The following is a 15927-nucleotide window of genomic DNA, read 5'->3' as shown; positions in this document are numbered from 1 at the left end:
TCCTCGCCATCCTCCTGTCCGCGCTTGCGATGACTGCGATCGTCGGCATCCGCTACCTGATCGTGTCGGGGGCGTTCGCCTTTGCCACCCGCGTACGTCACCCCCGGCTATATGCCGGGCTGGACGCGCAGATGCGGCGCGAGATCGCATGGAGCCTCGCCTCCGCCGCCATCTACGGCCTGCCTGCCGGCATCATCGCCTGGGGCTGGCAGAATCACGGCTGGACGCGGATCTACAGCGACCTTCATGCCTGGCCGCTCTGGTACTGGCCGGTCTCGGTGCTGCTCTACCTCTTCGCGCACGACACCTGGTTCTACTGGACGCACCGCTGGATGCACCGGCCAAAGGTGTTCAAGCTGGCACACGCCGTCCATCATGCCAGCCGCCCGCCCACCGCCTGGGCGGCGATGGCCTTTCACCCGGTGGAGGCGGTGACCGGCGCTGTGGCAATTCCGCTACTGGTCTTCGCGATTCCGATCCATGTTAGCGCACTCGCCTTGGTCCTCACCGTCATGACCGTTATGGGGGTGACGAACCATATGGGCTGGGAGGTCTTTCCCCGCGCCGTGTGGCAGGGGCCGCTGGGGGGCTGGCTCATCACCGCCAGCCATCATCAGCGGCACCATGAACAATATGGATGTAATTATGGCCTCTACTTCCGCATCTGGGACCGGCTGTGCGGCACCGACCGGGGGCTGGGCGATTTCGCCCGCGCGCATGCGCAGGCTGAGCGGCGCGGGCGCGCTGCTGGCGGCGGCGGGCCTGATACTGGGCGCAGCACCCGTGTCGCGGCTCGACGTCGGGGTTGATCACCTCCGTTCGGCCAAGGGGATGATCCGCGTCTGCCTGACCGCGGACCCGGACAATTTCCCCGCCTGCGTCGACGATGTCCGCGCCGTCACCCGCTCGGTCCCCGCCGACCAGAGCAGCATCCATTTCGACGGTCTTCCCCGCGGTGCCTATGCGCTGGCCGTGATCCATGACGAAAACGGCAATGCCAAGCTCGACACCATCGCCGGCATCCCGCGCGAAGGCTTTGGATTCTCGCGCAATCCCGCGATCCGCTTCGGCCCGCCGCGCTTTTCGGCGGCGCGCTTCACCCTGGCCGATGTGACCGATCGGCAACAGGTACGGATGCGTTACATCTTCTGACGGGAACGCTTCGGACACAAACTGATTGCAGGGCGTTGCGCCCTGGATAATCGTACAGGGAGTTTTCCGTCTTGCGCTCCGCCGCCTTCCGTTTCCTTGTCCCGGCGCTCGCGCTCGTGGCCGCCACGCCTGTCGCCGCGCAGGACGCCAGCACCCCGCCGGACGCGTCGCGCGCCCCGACCGGCGTCGATCCCGAAGACTTCGACCGCGACACCGTCACCGTCGCAGTGGCCGCGGCCCTCATCACCGACTACGAAGGGTCGAACGATTACCAGTGGACGCCCGCGCCCGGCGTTCTGGGTTCGGTTGGCGGCTACAACTTCACCGTCATCGGAAACCGCGCCTCGATCGACCTGATCCCCAACCGGCCCGGCCCCAACTGGGATTTCCAGGCCGGTCCGATCGGCGTCATCAACTTCAACCGCAACAACGTCGACTCGATCGACGACGCGCGCGTCCGCGCGCTTGGCGAGGTGAAGACCGCGATCGAACTCGGCGGCTTTGTCGGCATCGGCAAGACCGGCGTCATCACCAGCCCGTATGACCGCCTGTCCGTCTCGCTCAGCTACCGCCACGATGTCAGCAATGCCCATGACAGCGCGATCTGGCAGCCGACGATCAACTATTTCACCCCGCTCAGCACCAAGGCGGCGGTGGGCCTGTTCGCCTCGGCCGAGCATGCCGGGGCCGGCTATGCCCGCACCTATTTCTCGATCGATCCCACCCAGAGCGTCGCCAGCACCCTGCCCGTCTATAATGCGCGCAAGGGCTGGAAGAACTGGGCGCTCGGCGCGATGGGCACCTATTCGATCACCGGCAATCTGCTGAAGGGCTGGAAGGTCGTCGGCGGTGTCGTCTACCGCGACATGCTCAACGACTTCGCCGACAGCCCCGTCGTCTCGATCGCCGGCAAGCGCAGCCAGTGGATCGGCGCGCTCGGCATCGGTTACACTTTCTGATTGAACGCGCCGGTGCGCGTTCGCGGCGCCGGCCCGCTCCCCCACCCGACCTCCCACAGAGTATCCTTGATGGGAGGCCGGGTGAGGGTAGCCCTGCAAAGTATTACTTTGCAGGGACCCGTGGGGGAGCGGGCCGGCGCCGCCTCCAAACTCGCTCTTCCGCGAGTTTGCGAGTCAAGTCGGCCCCTTTTTGTTTGGCGTTCAGGCGCCGACCCCCTATGCTCCACGCCATCCCCGGGGGACCGCCGATACTGCGGTTGAGAGGGAGCGAGGACGCTCCGACCCGCCGAACCTGATCCGGTTGACACCGGCGTAGGGAGTGGAAGTCGGCGCAACCCCTCCGGGCTACCCGTCTCCCTCCCCAAAGGAGAGAAGAGATGGCAGACGTACCCGCCCGTACCGAAATTGGCGTCACCACCGGCCCGATCCGCGGATCGAAGAAAGTCCATGTCGGCCCGCTGAACGTGGCGATGCGCGAAATCCATCTCGACCCCTCCTCGGGCGAGCCGCCGCTTCGCGTCTACGACACCTCCGGCCCCTATACCGACCCGGACGCCCGCATCGACATCATGGCCGGCCTGCCGCAACTGCGCCGCAACTGGATCGAGGCGCGCGGCGACGTGGAAAGCTACGACGCCCGCGAAATCCGCCCGGAGGATAATGGCCAGCTCGGCCCCGACCGCTCCGGCGGCGTCCCCCAATTCCCCCGCCTGATCAAGCGCCCCTTGCGCGCAAAGCCCGGCGCCAATGTCAGCCAGATGCATTACGCCCGGCGCGGCATCATCACGCCCGAGATGGAATATGTCGCCACCCGCGAAAATCTCGGCCGCCAGATGCTGAAGGACTATGTCCGCGACGGCGAAAGCTTCGGCGCGGCGATCCCCGACTATGTCACCCCCGAATTCGTGCGGGACGAGGTCGCCCGCGGCCGCGCGATCATCCCCAACAACGTCAACCATCCCGAATCCGAGCCGATGGCGATCGGCCGCAACTTCCTGGTCAAGATCAACGCCAATATCGGCAACAGCGCGGTCGCCAGCAACGTCGCGTCGGAAGTCGACAAGCTCGTCTGGTCGATCCGCTGGGGCGCCGACACGGTGATGGACCTGTCGACGGGCCGCAACATCCACGACACCCGCGAATGGATCATCCGCAACAGCCCCGTGCCGATCGGCACCGTGCCGATCTACCAGGCGCTGGAAAAGGTCGGCGGCATCGCCGAGGACCTGACCTGGGAGATCTTCCGCGACACGCTGATCGAACAGGCCGAGCAGGGCGTCGACTATTTCACCATCCATGCCGGCGTCCGCCTGCCCTACATCCCGATGACCGCCAAGCGCGTCACCGGCATCGTGTCGCGCGGCGGCAGCATCATGGCGAAATGGTGCCTGGCGCATCACAAGGAGAGCTTCCTCTACGAGCGCTTCGACGAGATCACCGAGATCATGAAGGCGTATGACATCGCCTATTCGCTCGGCGACGGCCTGCGCCCCGGCAGCATCGCCGACGCCAATGACGAGGCGCAGTTCAGCGAGCTCTATACGCTGGGCGAGCTCACCCACCGTGCCTGGGCGCAGGACGTGCAGGTGATGATCGAGGGCCCCGGCCATGTGCCGATGCACAAGATCAAGGAAAACATGGAGAAGCAGCTTCAGGTCTGCGGTGAGGCGCCCTTCTACACCCTGGGGCCGCTCACCACCGACATCGCGCCCGGCTACGACCATATCACCAGCGGCATCGGTGCCGCGATGATCGGCTGGTACGGCACCGCGATGCTCTGCTACGTCACGCCCAAGGAGCATCTGGGCCTGCCCGACCGCGACGACGTGAAGGTCGGCGTGGTGACGTACAAGCTCGCCGCCCACGCCGCCGATCTCGCCAAGGGCCACCCGGCCGCGAAACTGCGCGACGACGCCCTGTCGCGCGCCCGCTTCGACTTCCGCTGGCGCGACCAGTTCAACCTGTCGCTCGACCCCGACACGGCCGAATCCTACCACGACCAGACCCTCCCGGCCGAAGGCGCCAAGACCGCGCATTTCTGCTCGATGTGCGGCCCCAAATTCTGCTCGATGAAGATCACGCAGGAGGTCCGCGAGTTCGCCGCCAAGCAGAACGCGCCGGTGGAAACCTTCGTCGCCACCGAGGAAGCGGAAGCCGGCATGGCGAGGATGAGCGAAACGTTCCGCGAGAAGGGCAGCGAGGTGTATCTGCCCGCAGCGGAGTAAGCCGCCTCGAACATCCCTCCCCTTCAGGGGAGGGGCCGGGGGTGGGGCCTGTCCACGGGCGGATCGCTTGAACCGCCCCACCCCAACCCCTCCCCCTGAAGGGGAGAGGCTGACAGCTTGTTGAACGGCTACAGCCAATCGTCAGGCGTGCCGGATCAGTTCCCACGTAACGGCTTGACCATTGTAGGGAGGCATCCGATTGCCTTTCGAAATCGGCGCGGTAGTGGAAGGACTGGAGATGGCCTTCCAGACCCCGACTCCGGACAGCTTTCGCCGGTACGAGCGCGTGTGCCGATGGGTTTGCGAGTGCTCATGAATAATCGCCTTCAGTTCCAGCCCCGGCACCAAGGGCTGGTTGACCTGAGAACAAAGGCCCACTAAATTCTCGCACGCTTGCAAAGAGCACGAGGTGGGATGCCTGCCTTCATTAGGGTCGCTGCGCCAACAGCGGCCCTAATTTCGTTTCGGTCCCCGCTAATGCGGGGGAGTGATATTCCCCTCGCATCGGTACGACGACCTATCGTGGGATATCCCCTCGATGAGAGGAAAAGTTGCCGAAACGCGCTTTCGAGTCAAACAAAATTTTGCCGTCCAATATCGCATTGGTTCGACGACATATCGGTTTGACGATTTCTAACGCCTCTCATCAACGGGCTATAGTGTGCCACTTATAACGTTGAATTGACAGGTCGACGCTGATGGTTTCACACTTCTAGCAGGTCGTACCGGCTTCAATAATGAAACCGCATAACTGACGTGCGCGCCGATCTGCCCCACCCCCGTTCGTCCCGAGTAACCATCGAGTAGCGGCCGTCAGGCCGCGTATCGAGATGGTGTATCGAGGGGCAGGGCCGCGCACGGAACAATGCCTCGATACGCGCCCTCGATACGGTTTCTTGCGAAGCCTACTCGGTCGCTACTCGGCACGAACGGGGACAAGTGGCGAGCAAGACATGCTCATCCCCACCGCGCATCAAATCCCGCCACAGCGTCCAGCAACCGCCGCGCGTTGTTCGGCGAGGACAGCAGGTACAAGCTCTCCTGCATGCCCGCCCATGTCCGGGCCGATGCAACCACCACATCCTCGCCATCGTCGCAGACGATCCGAACCGGCGCGCCACCCGCGGCGACCATATCCATCACCGCCCCGAAATCGTCATCCGCCTCGGCAAAGCTGATCCTGCGCATTCACGAAGATTGAGCCCGGCGCGCCCAACCGTCAACGCCTCACCGCTTCCGCACAAACTCCGCCCTGAGCACCAGCCCGCGGATCCCGTCGAACTTGCAGTCGATCTCCTGCGCATCGCCGGTCAGCCGGATCGACTTGATCAGCGTCCCCCGCTTCAGCGTCTGGCCTGCGCCCTTTACCGTCAGGTCCTTGATCAGCGTCACCGCATCGCCGTCCGCCAGCACGTTGCCCACCGCGTCGCGCACCTCGACGCCGCCATCGGTATCGCCGCCCGGCGCCCGCGCGGCGGCGTCGGCCGCGCTGATCCATTCGCCGCTCGCCTCGTCATAGACATAGTCGTCCGTGCCATTGCTCATCGTCATGCTCCTTCGCGGCATTCCATGCCCTGATGGATGCCAAAGCGCCACACCCACGGAACGAAACACGAACCAATCCAACAATCGACGGCGCGGGGCTGTCCTACACACCCGCATCCGGTGTTCATTCCCGCGCATGAGCAAGCGCACCGAACCGCCCGCCGCCGGGGATTTCGACCCCGTGCCCGTCCGCCCCCGCGTCGATGGCTGGACGCCCGAGCGCCAGACCGGCTTTATCGAGGCGCTCGCCGCCACCGGCAACGTCGAGGCGGCGGCCAAGGCGGTCGGCATGGGCACCACCTCCGCCTATATGCTGCGCGCCCGCCCCGACGCGGCCAGCTTTCGCGAGGCGTGGGGGATCGCACTCGACTGCGCGGTGCAACGCCTGGCCGATGCCGCGCTCGACCGGGCGATCAACGGCGTCGCCACCCCCATCTTCTACAAGGGCGAACAGATCGGCGAGCGCCGCCACTTCGATGAAAAGCTGACCATGTTCATCCTGCGCCTGCGCGATCCCAAGCGCTTCGGCAAATGGCGCGAGGACCGCGTCCCCTCCTTCCACCAGGACGGCGCCGCCATGCTGCTCCAGGTCGCGATGAACCGGGTGGAGAACGACGCGCACGACATGGAAGCCGGCGTCACCCCGCCCCGGCACAAACCGCTGCCCGAATTGCGGCTGATCACGCTGGAACAGGAGGAGGCGGTGACGATCCTGCGCGGCGAGCATCTGGCCGCGATCCAGCGCCGCCGCGAATACGAACGCTGCTATGCCGCGGACTAGAGCGGTGTCCCGCTCTAAGTGGAGGCGCGAGGGGGGATGTAGTGTCCACTTCCGCGGCCGGCGGCGCGGTGCCCCCTCAAACCTCCGGCAACGCCCAGTCGATCGGCGCCTGCCCCTGCGCTTCCAGGAACGCGTTCGTCCGCGAAAACGGCCGCGACCCGAAAAAGCCGTGCCGCGCCGACAGGGGCGAGGGGTGGGCGGAGCGGATCACCAGATGCCGCCCGCCATCCTGGTCCAGGAACGCGGCCTTTTTCTGGGCATGCGCGCCCCACAGGATGAACACCGCCGGCTGTCTCCGCGCCGCTACCGCATGGATCACCGCATCGGTGAACGGCTCCCATCCGCGTTTCTGGTGCGAGGCGGCGGCGCCCTCGCGCACGCTCAGCACGCTGTTGAGCAGCAGCACGCCCTGCCGCGCCCAATGGTCGAGCAGGCCGTGGCGGCTGCGCGCCACCCCCAGGTCGCTTTCCATCTCCTTGAAGATGTTGACCAGGCTCGGCGGCGGCCGCACCCCCGGCCGCACCGAAAAGGCCAGGCCGTGCGCCTGCCCCGCGCCGTGATACGGGTCCTGCCCCAATATCACCACGCGCACCCGGTCCAGCGGGGTCAGCTCCAGCGCGCGGAACCGGTCCTCCGCCGGGGGAAAGATCGCCTGCCCCTGCCGTGCCTCGTCGTCCAGGAACGCGGCGAGCGCGGCAAAGCGCGGCCCGTCCATCTCCGCCTGCAACGCGGCCTGCCAGTCGGCGGGAAGCGCGGGCATGCCGGGGGGCGTGTGTGTGGCTTGGGTCATATCCCACCGGCCATGCCGCCTTCGTTACGATGGGGCAACCACATCGGCGGCAGCGCGTTGAACCGCCCGACAGGAGGAACCCGATGAACCGTTCGACGCTCACCGCCCTTGCCGCCCTCGCGCTCGCCCCCCTCGCCGCCTGCGGGCAGAGCGACACCGCGGCCGACAACGCCACCCCCGTCACCAATGCCGCGGAAACCGCCGCGGCGGAGGGCATCGACTATGGCACCCGCATCCGCGACCTGCCGGAGGGGCAGCGCCGCGGCGTCCTGTTCCGCGCGATCCGCGATTCCGGACAGGACGGCGCCTCCTGCCAGGCGGTGACGTCGATGAACGAGGCGGCACCGACCAATGGCCTGGCGACCTGGAACGCGGTCTGCGACAACACCGCGCGCTGGGCGATTGTCTTCGCCAATGACGGCACCGCCACCGTCACCGGTCCGCTGGCGGCGCAACCCGCGCGCTCATCGTAAATCCGCAACCATGCCGCGCGCCGCCCGTTTGGGACCGCGGCAACCCTATCCAGGAGAGAGACGATGGGCCTGTTTTCCAAGGACATCCAGACGCTGCAGGATCTCTACATCCACCAGCTCCAGGACGTTTATTACGCCGAGCAGCAGATCACCAAGGCGCTGCCCAAGATGATCGAAAAGGCCACCGACCCCGAACTGCGCATGGGCTTCGAAACCCATCTGCGGGAGACCGAGGGCCAGATCGCCCGGCTGAAGCGCGTGTTCGAACTGGAAGGGCTGGAGCCCAAGGGCGTCACCTGCCCCGCGATCGACGGCATCATCAAGGAAGCCAACGAGGTTGCCGGTGAGGTCGCGGACAAGGCGGTGCTGGACGCTGCCCTGACCGCCGCCGCCCAGGCGGTCGAGCATTACGAGATCAGCCGCTACGGCACGCTGATCGCCTGGGCCGACCAGCTCGGCCGCAGCCAGTCCGCGCAGCTGCTCGGCGAAACGCTGGCCGAGGAAAAGGCCACCGACGAGAAGCTGACCAAGCTGGCCTCGTCCAAGGTGAACGCCAAGGCCGAACTGGCTGGCGCCTGAGGCATCGGGGCGGTCGCGGCGTCGTTACAGGCGCCGCACCGTCTCCCCGTCCTCCCGCCCGCCATAGAAGCGGTCGAGCACGGCCCGGAACACCGCGCCGTCCTCGTCGGCGGCATGCGCGAACAGCGTCATGGAGGACCGCAGCTTGGTCGCATCGATACCCCCCATGATTGCCTCCGCGCTGCCCGGCGCCGCCAGTACCGCTGACGGTCCCCCGGTTTCTCATCCGGGCAGGATGCGAGCTTCCGGACTGCATCCGCCGGGGTTAACCCCGGCGGATGCAGCATATTCGGCTGGCGTCAGCCAGCCAAGCGCCGTGTGAGGACGGCTCTCGTTATAGTCCCACCGCCAGGCCTCGATCTTGGTTCTTGCGTCCGCCAGTGACAGGAACCAGTGGCTGTTCAGGCACTCGTCACGCAGGCGGCCGTTGAACGACTCCACAAAGGCGTTGTCGGTCGGTTTGCCCGGCCGCGAGAAGTCGAGCGTGACGCCGTTCTCGTACGCCCATCGATCCAGTGCTTTCGAGATGAACTCCGGACCATTGTCGACCCGGATGGTCTTGGGCGCACCACGTGTCGCCGAAATCCGCGTCATTGCCGCCACGACCTGTTCACCCTTGATGCCCTGGTCGACATCGATCGCCAGCGCTTCACGGATGAAGGCATCGACCACCGTCAGCGCCCGCAGCCGTCGGCCATCGAACAAGGCATCCGAGACGAAGTCCATCGACCACATCTCGTTAGGCGCCGACGCTGCGGGCTGGCGTTCGCGGTTCGCAGCGCTGACGTTGCGCCGAGGACGTTTGAGCCGGAGGCTCAGCCCATCTTCCCGGTAGAGCCGATAGACGCGCTTATGGTTCACCAGCCAGCCTTCCCTGCGTAGCAGGATGTAGATCCGGAAATAGCCGTAGCGCACCCGTGCCGCCGCCAGATCGTGGATGCGCAACCGCAGCGGCGCCTGGTCAGGCTTGTGCGACACGTACCGCACCGACGAGCGGTCGACGCCGAGCGCGAGGCAGCTACGCCGCTCGCTGACGCCATGGGACGCCTGGACGTGCGCGACGATCTCGCGCCGTCGCCCAGGCGTCAGAGCTTTTTTGCGAGCACGTCCTGCAGGATATGCTTGTCCAAGCTCAGATCCGCGACGAGTTGCTTGAGCTTACGATTCTCGTCCTCGAGCTGCTTGACCCGCCGCAGCTCGCCGACGCCCAGCCCGCCATACACCTTCTTCCAGCGGTAGAACGTCTGCTCCGACACGCCCATCCGGCGAATAACCTCGGCCACCGGCGTGCCCATCTCCGCCTGCTTCAGCGCAAACGCAATCTGCTCTTCCGTGTACCTCGACTTCTTCATGTTCCAGCTCCTTGCCCGCAGGCTTCAAAGGGCCGGAAAACTCTCACTCAACATGGATGAAAAAACAGGGGGGACGTCACCGCCGCACTCGCCTCGCGCAGTCGCGGCCCCAGCACCGGATGCGCCAGATAGGCCCGCGCCTCCCCGATCGAGCCGATCGCATAGGCCCGCGCCATCGCGCTCTGCCCCAGCCCGGCAATCTGCGGAAACACGAACCACATCCAATGGCTTCGCTTGGCACCCGCCTTCAACTCGGCCAGCGCGCGGTCGTACGTGCCCGCTTGCGCCGCAACGAAACGTTCGAGATCATGGTCGTCCATCGCCCCGCAACCGCCGGCACAGGCGGAGCGTTCCAAGGGTCGGGCCAAAGGTCAGGAGAGAGAAGCCTCATGCGCCATGCGTCGTTGCCGCGATCGTCCGCCGCCATCCTCCTCGCCGCGCTCGCCCTGGCCGGCTGCGGCGGTGGCGGCACCAGCGAGGATGCCGATCGCGAGGCCGTGGCCGCCAACTTCACGCCCCCCACCACCGCCCGTCCCACGCCGCTCCCCGGCCAGGAACATGGCCAGCCGCTCACCGCCTATGTCGGCCATTATCCCGCCGATGCGGTGTCGGGCGTCACCTTCTACAACCGCACCGAGGTGGCCGACGCCCTCAACCGCGCGGTCGGCGATCAGGCGGTCCGCCGCCAGATCGTCGCCACCGACGCGGTCACCACGCCCATCGTGCTGACCGGCGGCCGCCTGCTCGCCCATGGTTGCGAACCGCACAATTGCGGCGACAACAACTGGACGTTCCTGGTCACCCCCGATGGCGAAAAGGCGGAGGCTTGCCACCACAATGCCGACACCATGGGCAACACCAGCCGCTGGTATCGTGGCGCCGCCCCCGAAACCCGCCCCGGCGATTGCCCGCAAGGGAGTTGAGGGGGCGGCAGGCTTTAAGGCGCCGGCCGCTCTGCCTGCGCCTCGGCCAGATAGACGCCGAACAGCCCATCGGGGTCGGTCCATTCCGCCACCGGCGTCCACCCGCCGGCACGCAGGAGGATGCGGGCATCGCGAGCGCCATATTTGTGGCTGTTCTCGGTGTGGATCGTATCCCCTGCCGCCATGGCGAACGGTCGTCCGTCGACGGTGAAGTCGACGTCCCTCGTCGCCTCCAGATGCATCTCGATCCGCGCCCGGTCGTCGTTCCACACCGCCTTGTGCCGGAACGCCGCCACCGGCACGTCGCCGCACAGTTCGCGGTTGATCCGCTCCAGCAGGTTCAGGTTGAACGCCGCCGTCACCCCCGCCGCATCGTCATAGGCCGGCACCAGCACATCGGCCGCCTTGATCCGGTCCATCCCGATCAGCAGCATCGCCCCCTCGCCCAGCGATGCGCGCATCGCCCGCAACAGGTCGGTCGCCATCAACGGCGTCATGTTGCCGATCGTCGATCCGGGAAAGAACCCCAGCTTGGGGCTGTCCGCCACCGCGGCGGGCAGCGCGATCGGCCGCATGAAATCGGCCTCCACCGGATACATGGACAGGTCGGGAAACCGCTCCGCCAGCACGCGGGTCGACGCCCGCAGGAAGTCGCCGGAAATGTCGATCGGCACATAGGCGGATGGATCGGCGCAGCGCAGCAGGATCGGCGTCTTGGTGGACGATCCCGATCCGAACTCCACCACCGCCCGCCCCTTGCCGACGCGCTCCGTGACCTCGGAACAGATCGTCTCCAGGATCGCCGTCTCGGTCCGGGTGGGATAATATTCGGGCAGGTCGGTGATCTGCTCGAACAGCTCGGAGCCGCGCCGGTCATAGAACCAGCGGGCGGGGATCGCCCGCGGCCGCCGCGCCAGGCCGCTCACCACATCGGCGCGAAATGCCGGGTCGGCCAGCGACGCCTGACCGTCCTCGATCTCGGGCTTCAGCATCCTACAGGTCCTTTGCCAGACGAACGCCGGTGAACTGCCAGCGTTGATGGGGGTAGAAGAAGTTGCGGTACGATGCCCGCACATGGCCGCGCGGCGTCGCGCAACTGCCACCGCGCAGCACGAACTGGCCGCTCATGAACTTGCCGTTATACTCGCCGACCGCGCCCTCGGCCGCTCGGAAGCCGGGATAGGGGCGGTAGGCGCTGCCCGTCCATTCCCACACATTGCCGAACAGTCCGGGGCCGCTCGCCGTCGGCCGCGGCTCCACCGCGCCCGCCTCGTCCATCTGGTTGCCGCCCGCCGGATCATGCGCCTCGGCCGCGGCTTCCCATTCCGCCTCGGTCGGCAATCGCGCGCCCGCCCAACTGGCAAAGGCATCCGCCTCGAAGAAGCTGACATGGGTCACCGGCGCCGCCGGATCGACCGCGCGCCGCCCGTCCAATCCGAAGCGCGTCCAGCCGCCGTCGCGTTCCTCCCAATAAAGCGGCGCGGCGATCCCTTCCGCCTTCACCCATGCCCAGCCGTCAGCCAGCCAGTGTCGCGCATCGCGGTATCCGCCGTCCGCGATGAACTGGATCCATTCGCCATTGGTGATCGTCCGGTCTGCCAATGCGTGCGGCGCCAGCAGCGCGGCATGCCGCGGCCCCTCGCAATCGAACGCGAAGCCGGCGCCGTCATGCCCGATCTCCACGACGCCTTCGCGCCCCGCGATCCAGCCGATCGGCCCCGGCATCGCCACGGGCACCTTGCGCGCCGCCGGGTACCAGGCCGGCTCCAGCGGGTTCTCGCTGAACAGGTGCAGCATGTCGGTGACGAACAGTTCCTGATGCTGCTGTTCGTGATGGCAGCCGAGATCCACCAGCGCGGCAACGTCCGGCACCAGGTCGGGGATCGCCGCCACCATTGCCGCATCGACATGGGCACGATATGCCCGCACCTCGTCCATTGTCGGCCGCGTCACCATTCCGCGGCGGTGTCGCGCGTGCCGCTGCCCTTCCGCCTCGTAATAGCTGTTGAACAGGAACGGCCAGCGCTCGTCGTGCAGCCGGTATCCCGGCACATGATCGCGCAGCACGAAGGTTTCGAAAAACCAGGTGGTATGCGCCAGATGCCATTTCGCGGGCGACGCATCGGGCATCGACTGCACCGTCGCGTCGGCATCCGACAATCGCTCGGCCAGCGCCAGGGTCAGTGATCGTACGGCAAGAAACCGGTCCGCCAGGCCCAGCGAGGCGGCGGCAAATGGATAGGCGGCATCGCTGGCCATTCGGGTGCTCCGACCCGAATGCTGGCTGGCTTTGATTAACCTAGCGCAATCCCCCGGGCACCCACAGAACGTCCCCGGCGCCATTTTGGTTCACTTCACGGCTGGCGACAAACAGCCAGTCCGACAAACGATTAAGATAGCGCAGCGCCTCCGGGTTCAGCGGCTCGTCGACCGCCACCGCCGCCCGCTCCGCCCGGCGCACGATCGCGCGCGCCAGATGCAGCGCCGCCGCCGCCGCACTGCCGCCGGGCAGGATGAAGCTGGTCAGTGGCGACAGCCCCGCGTTCATCGCGTCGATTTCCGTCTCCAGCCGCATCACCTGCGCGGCCACGACGCGCAGTACCATCGCCGATGGCGCAAAGTCGTCCCCCGGCGTCGCCAGATCGGCACCCAGGTCGAACAGGTCGTTCTGCACCCGCATCAGTGCCGCGCGCATCCCCTCGTCGGCCAGGGTTGCAGCGACACCGATCGCGCTGTTCGCCTCGTCCACCTCGCCGATCGCGATCATCCGCGCATCCGCCTTGGACCGCCGCGATCCATCGACCAGCCCCGTCGTGCCGGCATCGCCGGTACGCGTGTAGATCTTGTTCAGCTTGACCAGCGGATCAGGTCCGGCCGGCCAGGAACAGGATCAGCACCACGATCAGGATCGCCAGCGCCTGGAAGAAGATGCGCATCTGCATCATCCGATTGGACTTCAGCGCCGCCGCGCTCGGCCCATCGCCCTTGGCCTGCATGGTCGCTTCCTGAAGAAACGAGACGATGCCGCGCACCATCGCCACCACGGTGGCGATCATTGCCGCGATCAGCAGGATCACGAGAAAGGTGTTCATGACGATGAAGCTAAGCCTTCCCCAGCGAAAATCCAGTGGGCAGAATATCCCGCCGCAAGTCCGCCGCCAGCGCGACTCCATCCACGCCCCTGTCCCGCATGTCGGCCAGCGCCGGCGCGCCGTGCCGCTTGGCCAGCCGCTGCCCGTCCGCGCCCAGGATCAGCGGATGATGATGATAGCGCGGTACCGGCAGGTTCAGCAGCGCCTGTAGCAGCCGGTGAACATGGGTCGCGTCGAACAGGTCGGCCCCGCGCACGATATCGCTAACCCCTTGCGCGGCATCGTCGACGCTCACCGCCAGATGATAGGAGGACGGCGCGTCCTTGCGGGCCAGCACGACGTCGCCCTGCACCCCCGGCACCGCGGTCACCCGACCCGCCGTGGCGTCATGCCACGTCAGCGGCCCGGCCATCGCTACCGCACGCGCCATGTCCAGCCGCCAGCAATGCGGCGTCGCCATCCGTCCGGCTCGTTCGGCCGGCGTCAGGGCTTGGCACGTCCCAGGATAGAGCGGTGCCATTCCATGCGGCGCCGATGCACTTGCCGCGATCTCGGCCCGCGTACAGAAACAGGGATAGACCAGCCCGCGCCCGCGCAGATCGCCCAGCGCCGCCGCATAGCGGTCCAGCCGCTGCGACTGGAACGACAGGTCGTCCCAGTCCAGACCCAGCCAGCGCAGGTCCGCCAGGATCGTCTCGACATGTTCCGGGCGGCTGCGCGTACCGTCGATATCCTCGATCCGCACCAGAAACCGTCCCCCCGCGGCCCGCGCCAAGCCATGCGCGCGCACCGCCGACAGCGCATGGCCCAGGTGCAGCCGCCCGGTGGGGCTCGGCGCGAAACGCGTGACGATCATCGCGTCGCCCCTTGACCCCAAATCATTGCCCGTGCTGTCATGCGCCTGTCACGCCGTTGGGCGAAGATGTCCACGGCACCATGAAGGGAGGAGCCGTGTTTCATCCCGACCTGATGCGGCATCCGGACAGTTGCCCGGCGCTGGTCCTGAATGCCGATTACACGCCTTTGTCGTATTATCCGCTGTCGATCTGGCCCTGGCAGACGGCGATCAAGGCCGTGTTCCTCGACCGTGTCGATATCGTCGCGCACTATGAACGCGCCGTGCGCAGCCCGACCGCGACGATCCAGCTTCCTTCGGTCATCGCGCTCAAGCAATTCGTCCGCCCCTCGCAATTTCCCGCCTTCACCCGCTTCAACCTGTTCCTGCGCGACCGTTTCGCCTGTCAATATTGCGGCGCGCACCGCGATCTGACCTTCGATCATGTCGTGCCGCGCGCGCAGGGCGGCCGCACCACATGGGAGAATGTCGTCACCGCCTGCGCACCCTGCAACCTCAAAAAGGGCGGACGTACGCCCAAACAGGCCGCGATGCCGCTCCATATCGAACCGATCCGCCCGACCAGTTGGCATCTGCAGGAACATGGTCGCAGCTTCCCGCCCAATTATCTGCATGAAACATGGCACGACTGGCTCTATTGGGACGTTGAACTGGACGCGTAACGACAAGGGAAGCACGGCGGAAATGCGGCTTGCGACGATCGGCTTGGCTCTCGGTACGGCATTGCTGGCCACCGCGTGCAACAACCATAGCGAGGAAAAACGGGAAGCGGATCAACGCGCTGCCGCTGCCGGCTTCGTGCCGCCCTCAGTCACCTCGCGCGTCGATTTCGGCGGCATGATGGACCGCCGCTTCCGCACGCTCGACCGCGACGGCAACGACATCATCACCGACAATGAAATGCCCAGCGGCAATTCCCGCATCCGCGAACTCGACCGCAATGGCGATGGCGAGGTCACGCACAGCGAATTTTCCGAGGGGACGCTCAACTGGTTCGACCGCATGGACCTGAACCGCGACGGTGCCGTGACCTCGGAGGAACGCGAAAGCTCGCGTACCGAGCGCCCCACCACGCCGACCAACCCGGTGGCGCTCAACAACGCCAACTGATTGGTTCCCACCCGATCGGCGGGGCGGCAAAAGAAAATTACGCGCGGCCACCGGTTGACCTTCCACCTGTTGCGTTGCAGCACTAGGCGC

General features: G+C 66.5%; 20 protein-coding genes, 1 pseudogene and 1 riboswitch. Of the genes and pseudogenes, 10 read left to right on the top strand and 11 right to left on the bottom strand.

The genetic code is table 11. From position 1 onward, the window contains the following. Positions 1–29: 29 nt before the first annotated feature. The 4 genes from GQR91_RS06650 (at position 30) to thiC (ending at position 4336) form a co-directional block, all read left to right on the top strand. A complete protein-coding gene (locus tag GQR91_RS06650) occupies positions 30–809 on the top strand; it encodes a sterol desaturase family protein (RefSeq protein WP_162853764.1) in 780 nt (259 codons plus the stop codon). After that, a complete protein-coding gene (locus GQR91_RS06645) occupies positions 718–1152 on the top strand; it encodes a DUF2141 domain-containing protein (protein ID WP_162843977.1) in 435 nt (144 codons plus the stop codon). The genes GQR91_RS06650 and GQR91_RS06645 overlap by 92 nt, the downstream gene beginning before the upstream one ends. Positions 1153–1223: 71 nt before the next feature. Continuing rightward, positions 1224–2111 carry a MipA/OmpV family protein gene (locus tag GQR91_RS06640; RefSeq protein WP_211368579.1) on the top strand — a complete coding sequence of 296 codons (888 nt, stop codon included), beginning with the start codon at positions 1224–1226 and terminating at the stop codon, positions 2109–2111. Positions 2112–2336: 225 nt separating this feature from the next. Then, a riboswitch (TPP riboswitch) is annotated at positions 2337–2447 on the top strand. A 41-nt stretch (positions 2448–2488) separates the two neighbouring features. Continuing rightward, entirely contained in the window at positions 2489–4336 is a 1848-nt protein-coding gene (gene thiC / locus GQR91_RS06635; RefSeq protein WP_149682343.1) for a phosphomethylpyrimidine synthase ThiC, read from the top strand. 957 nt (positions 4337–5293) lie between these two features. On the opposite strand, the gene GQR91_RS06630 is transcribed toward thiC, so the two are convergent. Together GQR91_RS06630 and GQR91_RS06625 are read right to left on the bottom strand one after the other, a co-directional pair. After that, positions 5294–5524: a type II toxin-antitoxin system Phd/YefM family antitoxin gene (locus tag GQR91_RS06630; RefSeq protein ID WP_149682344.1), complete on the bottom strand. Its 231-nt coding sequence runs from the start codon at positions 5522–5524 to the stop codon at positions 5294–5296. Between the two features lie 39 nt (positions 5525–5563). After that, positions 5564–5881: an alkylphosphonate utilization protein gene (locus GQR91_RS06625; RefSeq protein WP_149682345.1), complete on the bottom strand. Its 318-nt coding sequence runs from the start codon at positions 5879–5881 to the stop codon at positions 5564–5566. Positions 5882–6017: 136 nt separating this feature from the next. Between GQR91_RS06625 and GQR91_RS06620 the strand changes: the two genes are divergently transcribed. Beyond that, positions 6018–6662, top strand: coding sequence for a hypothetical protein (locus GQR91_RS06620; RefSeq protein WP_149682346.1), 645 nt, complete (start codon positions 6018–6020; stop codon positions 6660–6662). A gap of 76 nt (positions 6663–6738) precedes the next feature. On the opposite strand, the gene ung is transcribed toward GQR91_RS06620, so the two are convergent. Beyond that, complete coding sequence (ung, locus tag GQR91_RS06615; protein ID WP_260173156.1) at positions 6739–7452, bottom strand: uracil-DNA glycosylase; 714 nt, start codon at positions 7450–7452, stop codon at positions 6739–6741. An 83-nt stretch (positions 7453–7535) separates the two neighbouring features. On the opposite strand from ung, the gene GQR91_RS06610 reads away from it, so the two are divergent. Together GQR91_RS06610 and GQR91_RS06605 are read left to right on the top strand one after the other, a co-directional pair. Next, complete coding sequence (locus GQR91_RS06610; protein ID WP_149682347.1) at positions 7536–7925, top strand: hypothetical protein; 390 nt, start codon at positions 7536–7538, stop codon at positions 7923–7925. Positions 7926–7988: 63 nt separating this feature from the next. Beyond that, positions 7989–8504, top strand: coding sequence for a YciE/YciF ferroxidase family protein (locus tag GQR91_RS06605; protein ID WP_112384238.1), 516 nt, complete (start codon positions 7989–7991; stop codon positions 8502–8504). Positions 8505–8528: 24 nt separating this feature from the next. On the opposite strand, the gene GQR91_RS06600 is transcribed toward GQR91_RS06605, so the two are convergent. The 3 genes and pseudogenes from GQR91_RS06600 to GQR91_RS06590 all read right to left on the bottom strand — a co-directional run. Further along, on the bottom strand, positions 8529–8702 hold the full coding sequence (locus tag GQR91_RS06600) for a DUF1810 family protein (protein WP_183961219.1): 174 nt from the start codon (positions 8700–8702) through the stop codon (positions 8529–8531). Between the two features lie 24 nt (positions 8703–8726). After that, positions 8727–9856, bottom strand: a protein-coding gene (locus tag GQR91_RS06595) for an IS3 family transposase (RefSeq protein WP_164727739.1) whose coding sequence is annotated in 2 segments (ribosomal slippage) — positions 8727–9604 and positions 9604–9856 — 1131 coding nt in all. Because the reading frame shifts where the segments join, the coding sequence is not laid out codon by codon here. A gap of 77 nt (positions 9857–9933) precedes the next feature. Further along, positions 9934–10176 (bottom strand): annotated as a pseudogene (locus GQR91_RS06590) (DUF1810 domain-containing protein); the annotation flags it as partial. Positions 10177–10245: 69 nt separating this feature from the next. Between GQR91_RS06590 and GQR91_RS06585 the strand changes: the two are divergent. Further along, complete coding sequence (locus GQR91_RS06585; protein WP_149683614.1) at positions 10246–10779, top strand: Ivy family c-type lysozyme inhibitor; 534 nt, start codon at positions 10246–10248, stop codon at positions 10777–10779. A 14-nt stretch (positions 10780–10793) separates the two neighbouring features. On the opposite strand, the gene egtD is transcribed toward GQR91_RS06585, so the two are convergent. From egtD to gluQRS, 5 genes are read right to left on the bottom strand one after another with little or no spacing between them, the layout of a single operon-like run. Beyond that, a complete protein-coding gene (egtD, locus tag GQR91_RS06580; protein ID WP_149683613.1) occupies positions 10794–11771 on the bottom strand; it encodes an L-histidine N(alpha)-methyltransferase in 978 nt (325 codons plus the stop codon). A 1-nt stretch (position 11772) separates the two neighbouring features. Continuing rightward, a complete protein-coding gene (gene egtB, locus GQR91_RS06575; RefSeq protein ID WP_149683612.1) occupies positions 11773–13038 on the bottom strand; it encodes an ergothioneine biosynthesis protein EgtB in 1266 nt (421 codons plus the stop codon). A 40-nt stretch (positions 13039–13078) separates the two neighbouring features. Next, positions 13079–13639 carry a cob(I)yrinic acid a,c-diamide adenosyltransferase gene (locus tag GQR91_RS06570; protein WP_149683611.1) on the bottom strand — a complete coding sequence of 187 codons (561 nt, stop codon included), beginning with the start codon at positions 13637–13639 and terminating at the stop codon, positions 13079–13081. A 4-nt stretch (positions 13640–13643) separates the two neighbouring features. Next, positions 13644–13871 carry a twin transmembrane helix small protein gene (locus GQR91_RS06565; RefSeq protein ID WP_112384244.1) on the bottom strand — a complete coding sequence of 76 codons (228 nt, stop codon included), beginning with the start codon at positions 13869–13871 and terminating at the stop codon, positions 13644–13646. Positions 13872–13881: 10 nt separating this feature from the next. Beyond that, on the bottom strand, positions 13882–14727 hold the full coding sequence (gene gluQRS, locus GQR91_RS06560; protein WP_149683610.1) for a tRNA glutamyl-Q(34) synthetase GluQRS: 846 nt from the start codon (positions 14725–14727) through the stop codon (positions 13882–13884). 95 nt (positions 14728–14822) lie between these two features. On the opposite strand from gluQRS, the gene GQR91_RS06555 reads away from it, so the two are divergent. Both GQR91_RS06555 and GQR91_RS06550 read left to right on the top strand, forming a co-directional pair. After that, on the top strand, positions 14823–15389 hold the full coding sequence (locus tag GQR91_RS06555; protein ID WP_149683609.1) for an HNH endonuclease: 567 nt from the start codon (positions 14823–14825) through the stop codon (positions 15387–15389). Between the two features lie 22 nt (positions 15390–15411). Next, the gene (locus tag GQR91_RS06550; RefSeq protein ID WP_149683608.1) at positions 15412–15837 is read left to right on the top strand and encodes an EF-hand domain-containing protein; all 426 of its coding nucleotides are present in this window, start codon (positions 15412–15414) and stop codon (positions 15835–15837) included. Positions 15838–15927: the final 90 nt, after the last annotated feature.

The sequence above is a fragment of the Sphingomonas carotinifaciens genome (genome assembly GCF_009789535.1).
In the GTDB taxonomy this organism is placed as follows: Bacteria; Pseudomonadota; Alphaproteobacteria; order Sphingomonadales; family Sphingomonadaceae; genus Sphingomonas; species Sphingomonas carotinifaciens.
Note: the sequence above shows the minus strand (reverse complement) of the source record. Positions and strands in the feature narration are given on the sequence as shown.

Excerpts from the sequence above, each read along its gene's own strand:
- GQR91_RS06565 (WP_112384244.1), bottom strand. The coding sequence starts at position 13,871 with ATGAACACCTTTCTCGTGATCCTGCTGATCGCGGCAATGATCGCCACC.
- GQR91_RS06605 (WP_112384238.1), top strand. The coding sequence starts at position 7,989 with ATGGGCCTGTTTTCCAAGGACATCCAGACGCTGCAGGATCTCTACATC.
- GQR91_RS06625 (WP_149682345.1), bottom strand. The coding sequence starts at position 5,881 with ATGAGCAATGGCACGGACGACTATGTCTATGACGAGGCGAGCGGCGAA.
- egtB (WP_149683612.1), bottom strand. The coding sequence starts at position 13,038 with ATGGCCAGCGATGCCGCCTATCCATTTGCCGCCGCCTCGCTGGGCCTG.
- GQR91_RS06550 (WP_149683608.1), top strand. The coding sequence starts at position 15,412 with ATGCGGCTTGCGACGATCGGCTTGGCTCTCGGTACGGCATTGCTGGCC.
- GQR91_RS06645 (WP_162843977.1), top strand. The coding sequence starts at position 718 with ATGCGCAGGCTGAGCGGCGCGGGCGCGCTGCTGGCGGCGGCGGGCCTG.
- GQR91_RS06585 (WP_149683614.1), top strand. The coding sequence starts at position 10,246 with ATGCGCCATGCGTCGTTGCCGCGATCGTCCGCCGCCATCCTCCTCGCC.
- GQR91_RS06620 (WP_149682346.1), top strand. The coding sequence starts at position 6,018 with ATGAGCAAGCGCACCGAACCGCCCGCCGCCGGGGATTTCGACCCCGTG.
- thiC (WP_149682343.1), top strand. The coding sequence starts at position 2,489 with ATGGCAGACGTACCCGCCCGTACCGAAATTGGCGTCACCACCGGCCCG.
- gluQRS (WP_149683610.1), bottom strand. The coding sequence starts at position 14,727 with ATGATCGTCACGCGTTTCGCGCCGAGCCCCACCGGGCGGCTGCACCTG.
- ung (WP_260173156.1), bottom strand. The coding sequence starts at position 7,452 with ATGACCCAAGCCACACACACGCCCCCCGGCATGCCCGCGCTTCCCGCC.
- GQR91_RS06630 (WP_149682344.1), bottom strand. The coding sequence starts at position 5,524 with ATGCGCAGGATCAGCTTTGCCGAGGCGGATGACGATTTCGGGGCGGTG.
- GQR91_RS06650 (WP_162853764.1), top strand. The coding sequence starts at position 30 with ATGACTGCGATCGTCGGCATCCGCTACCTGATCGTGTCGGGGGCGTTC.
- GQR91_RS06610 (WP_149682347.1), top strand. The coding sequence starts at position 7,536 with ATGAACCGTTCGACGCTCACCGCCCTTGCCGCCCTCGCGCTCGCCCCC.
- egtD (WP_149683613.1), bottom strand. The coding sequence starts at position 11,771 with ATGCTGAAGCCCGAGATCGAGGACGGTCAGGCGTCGCTGGCCGACCCG.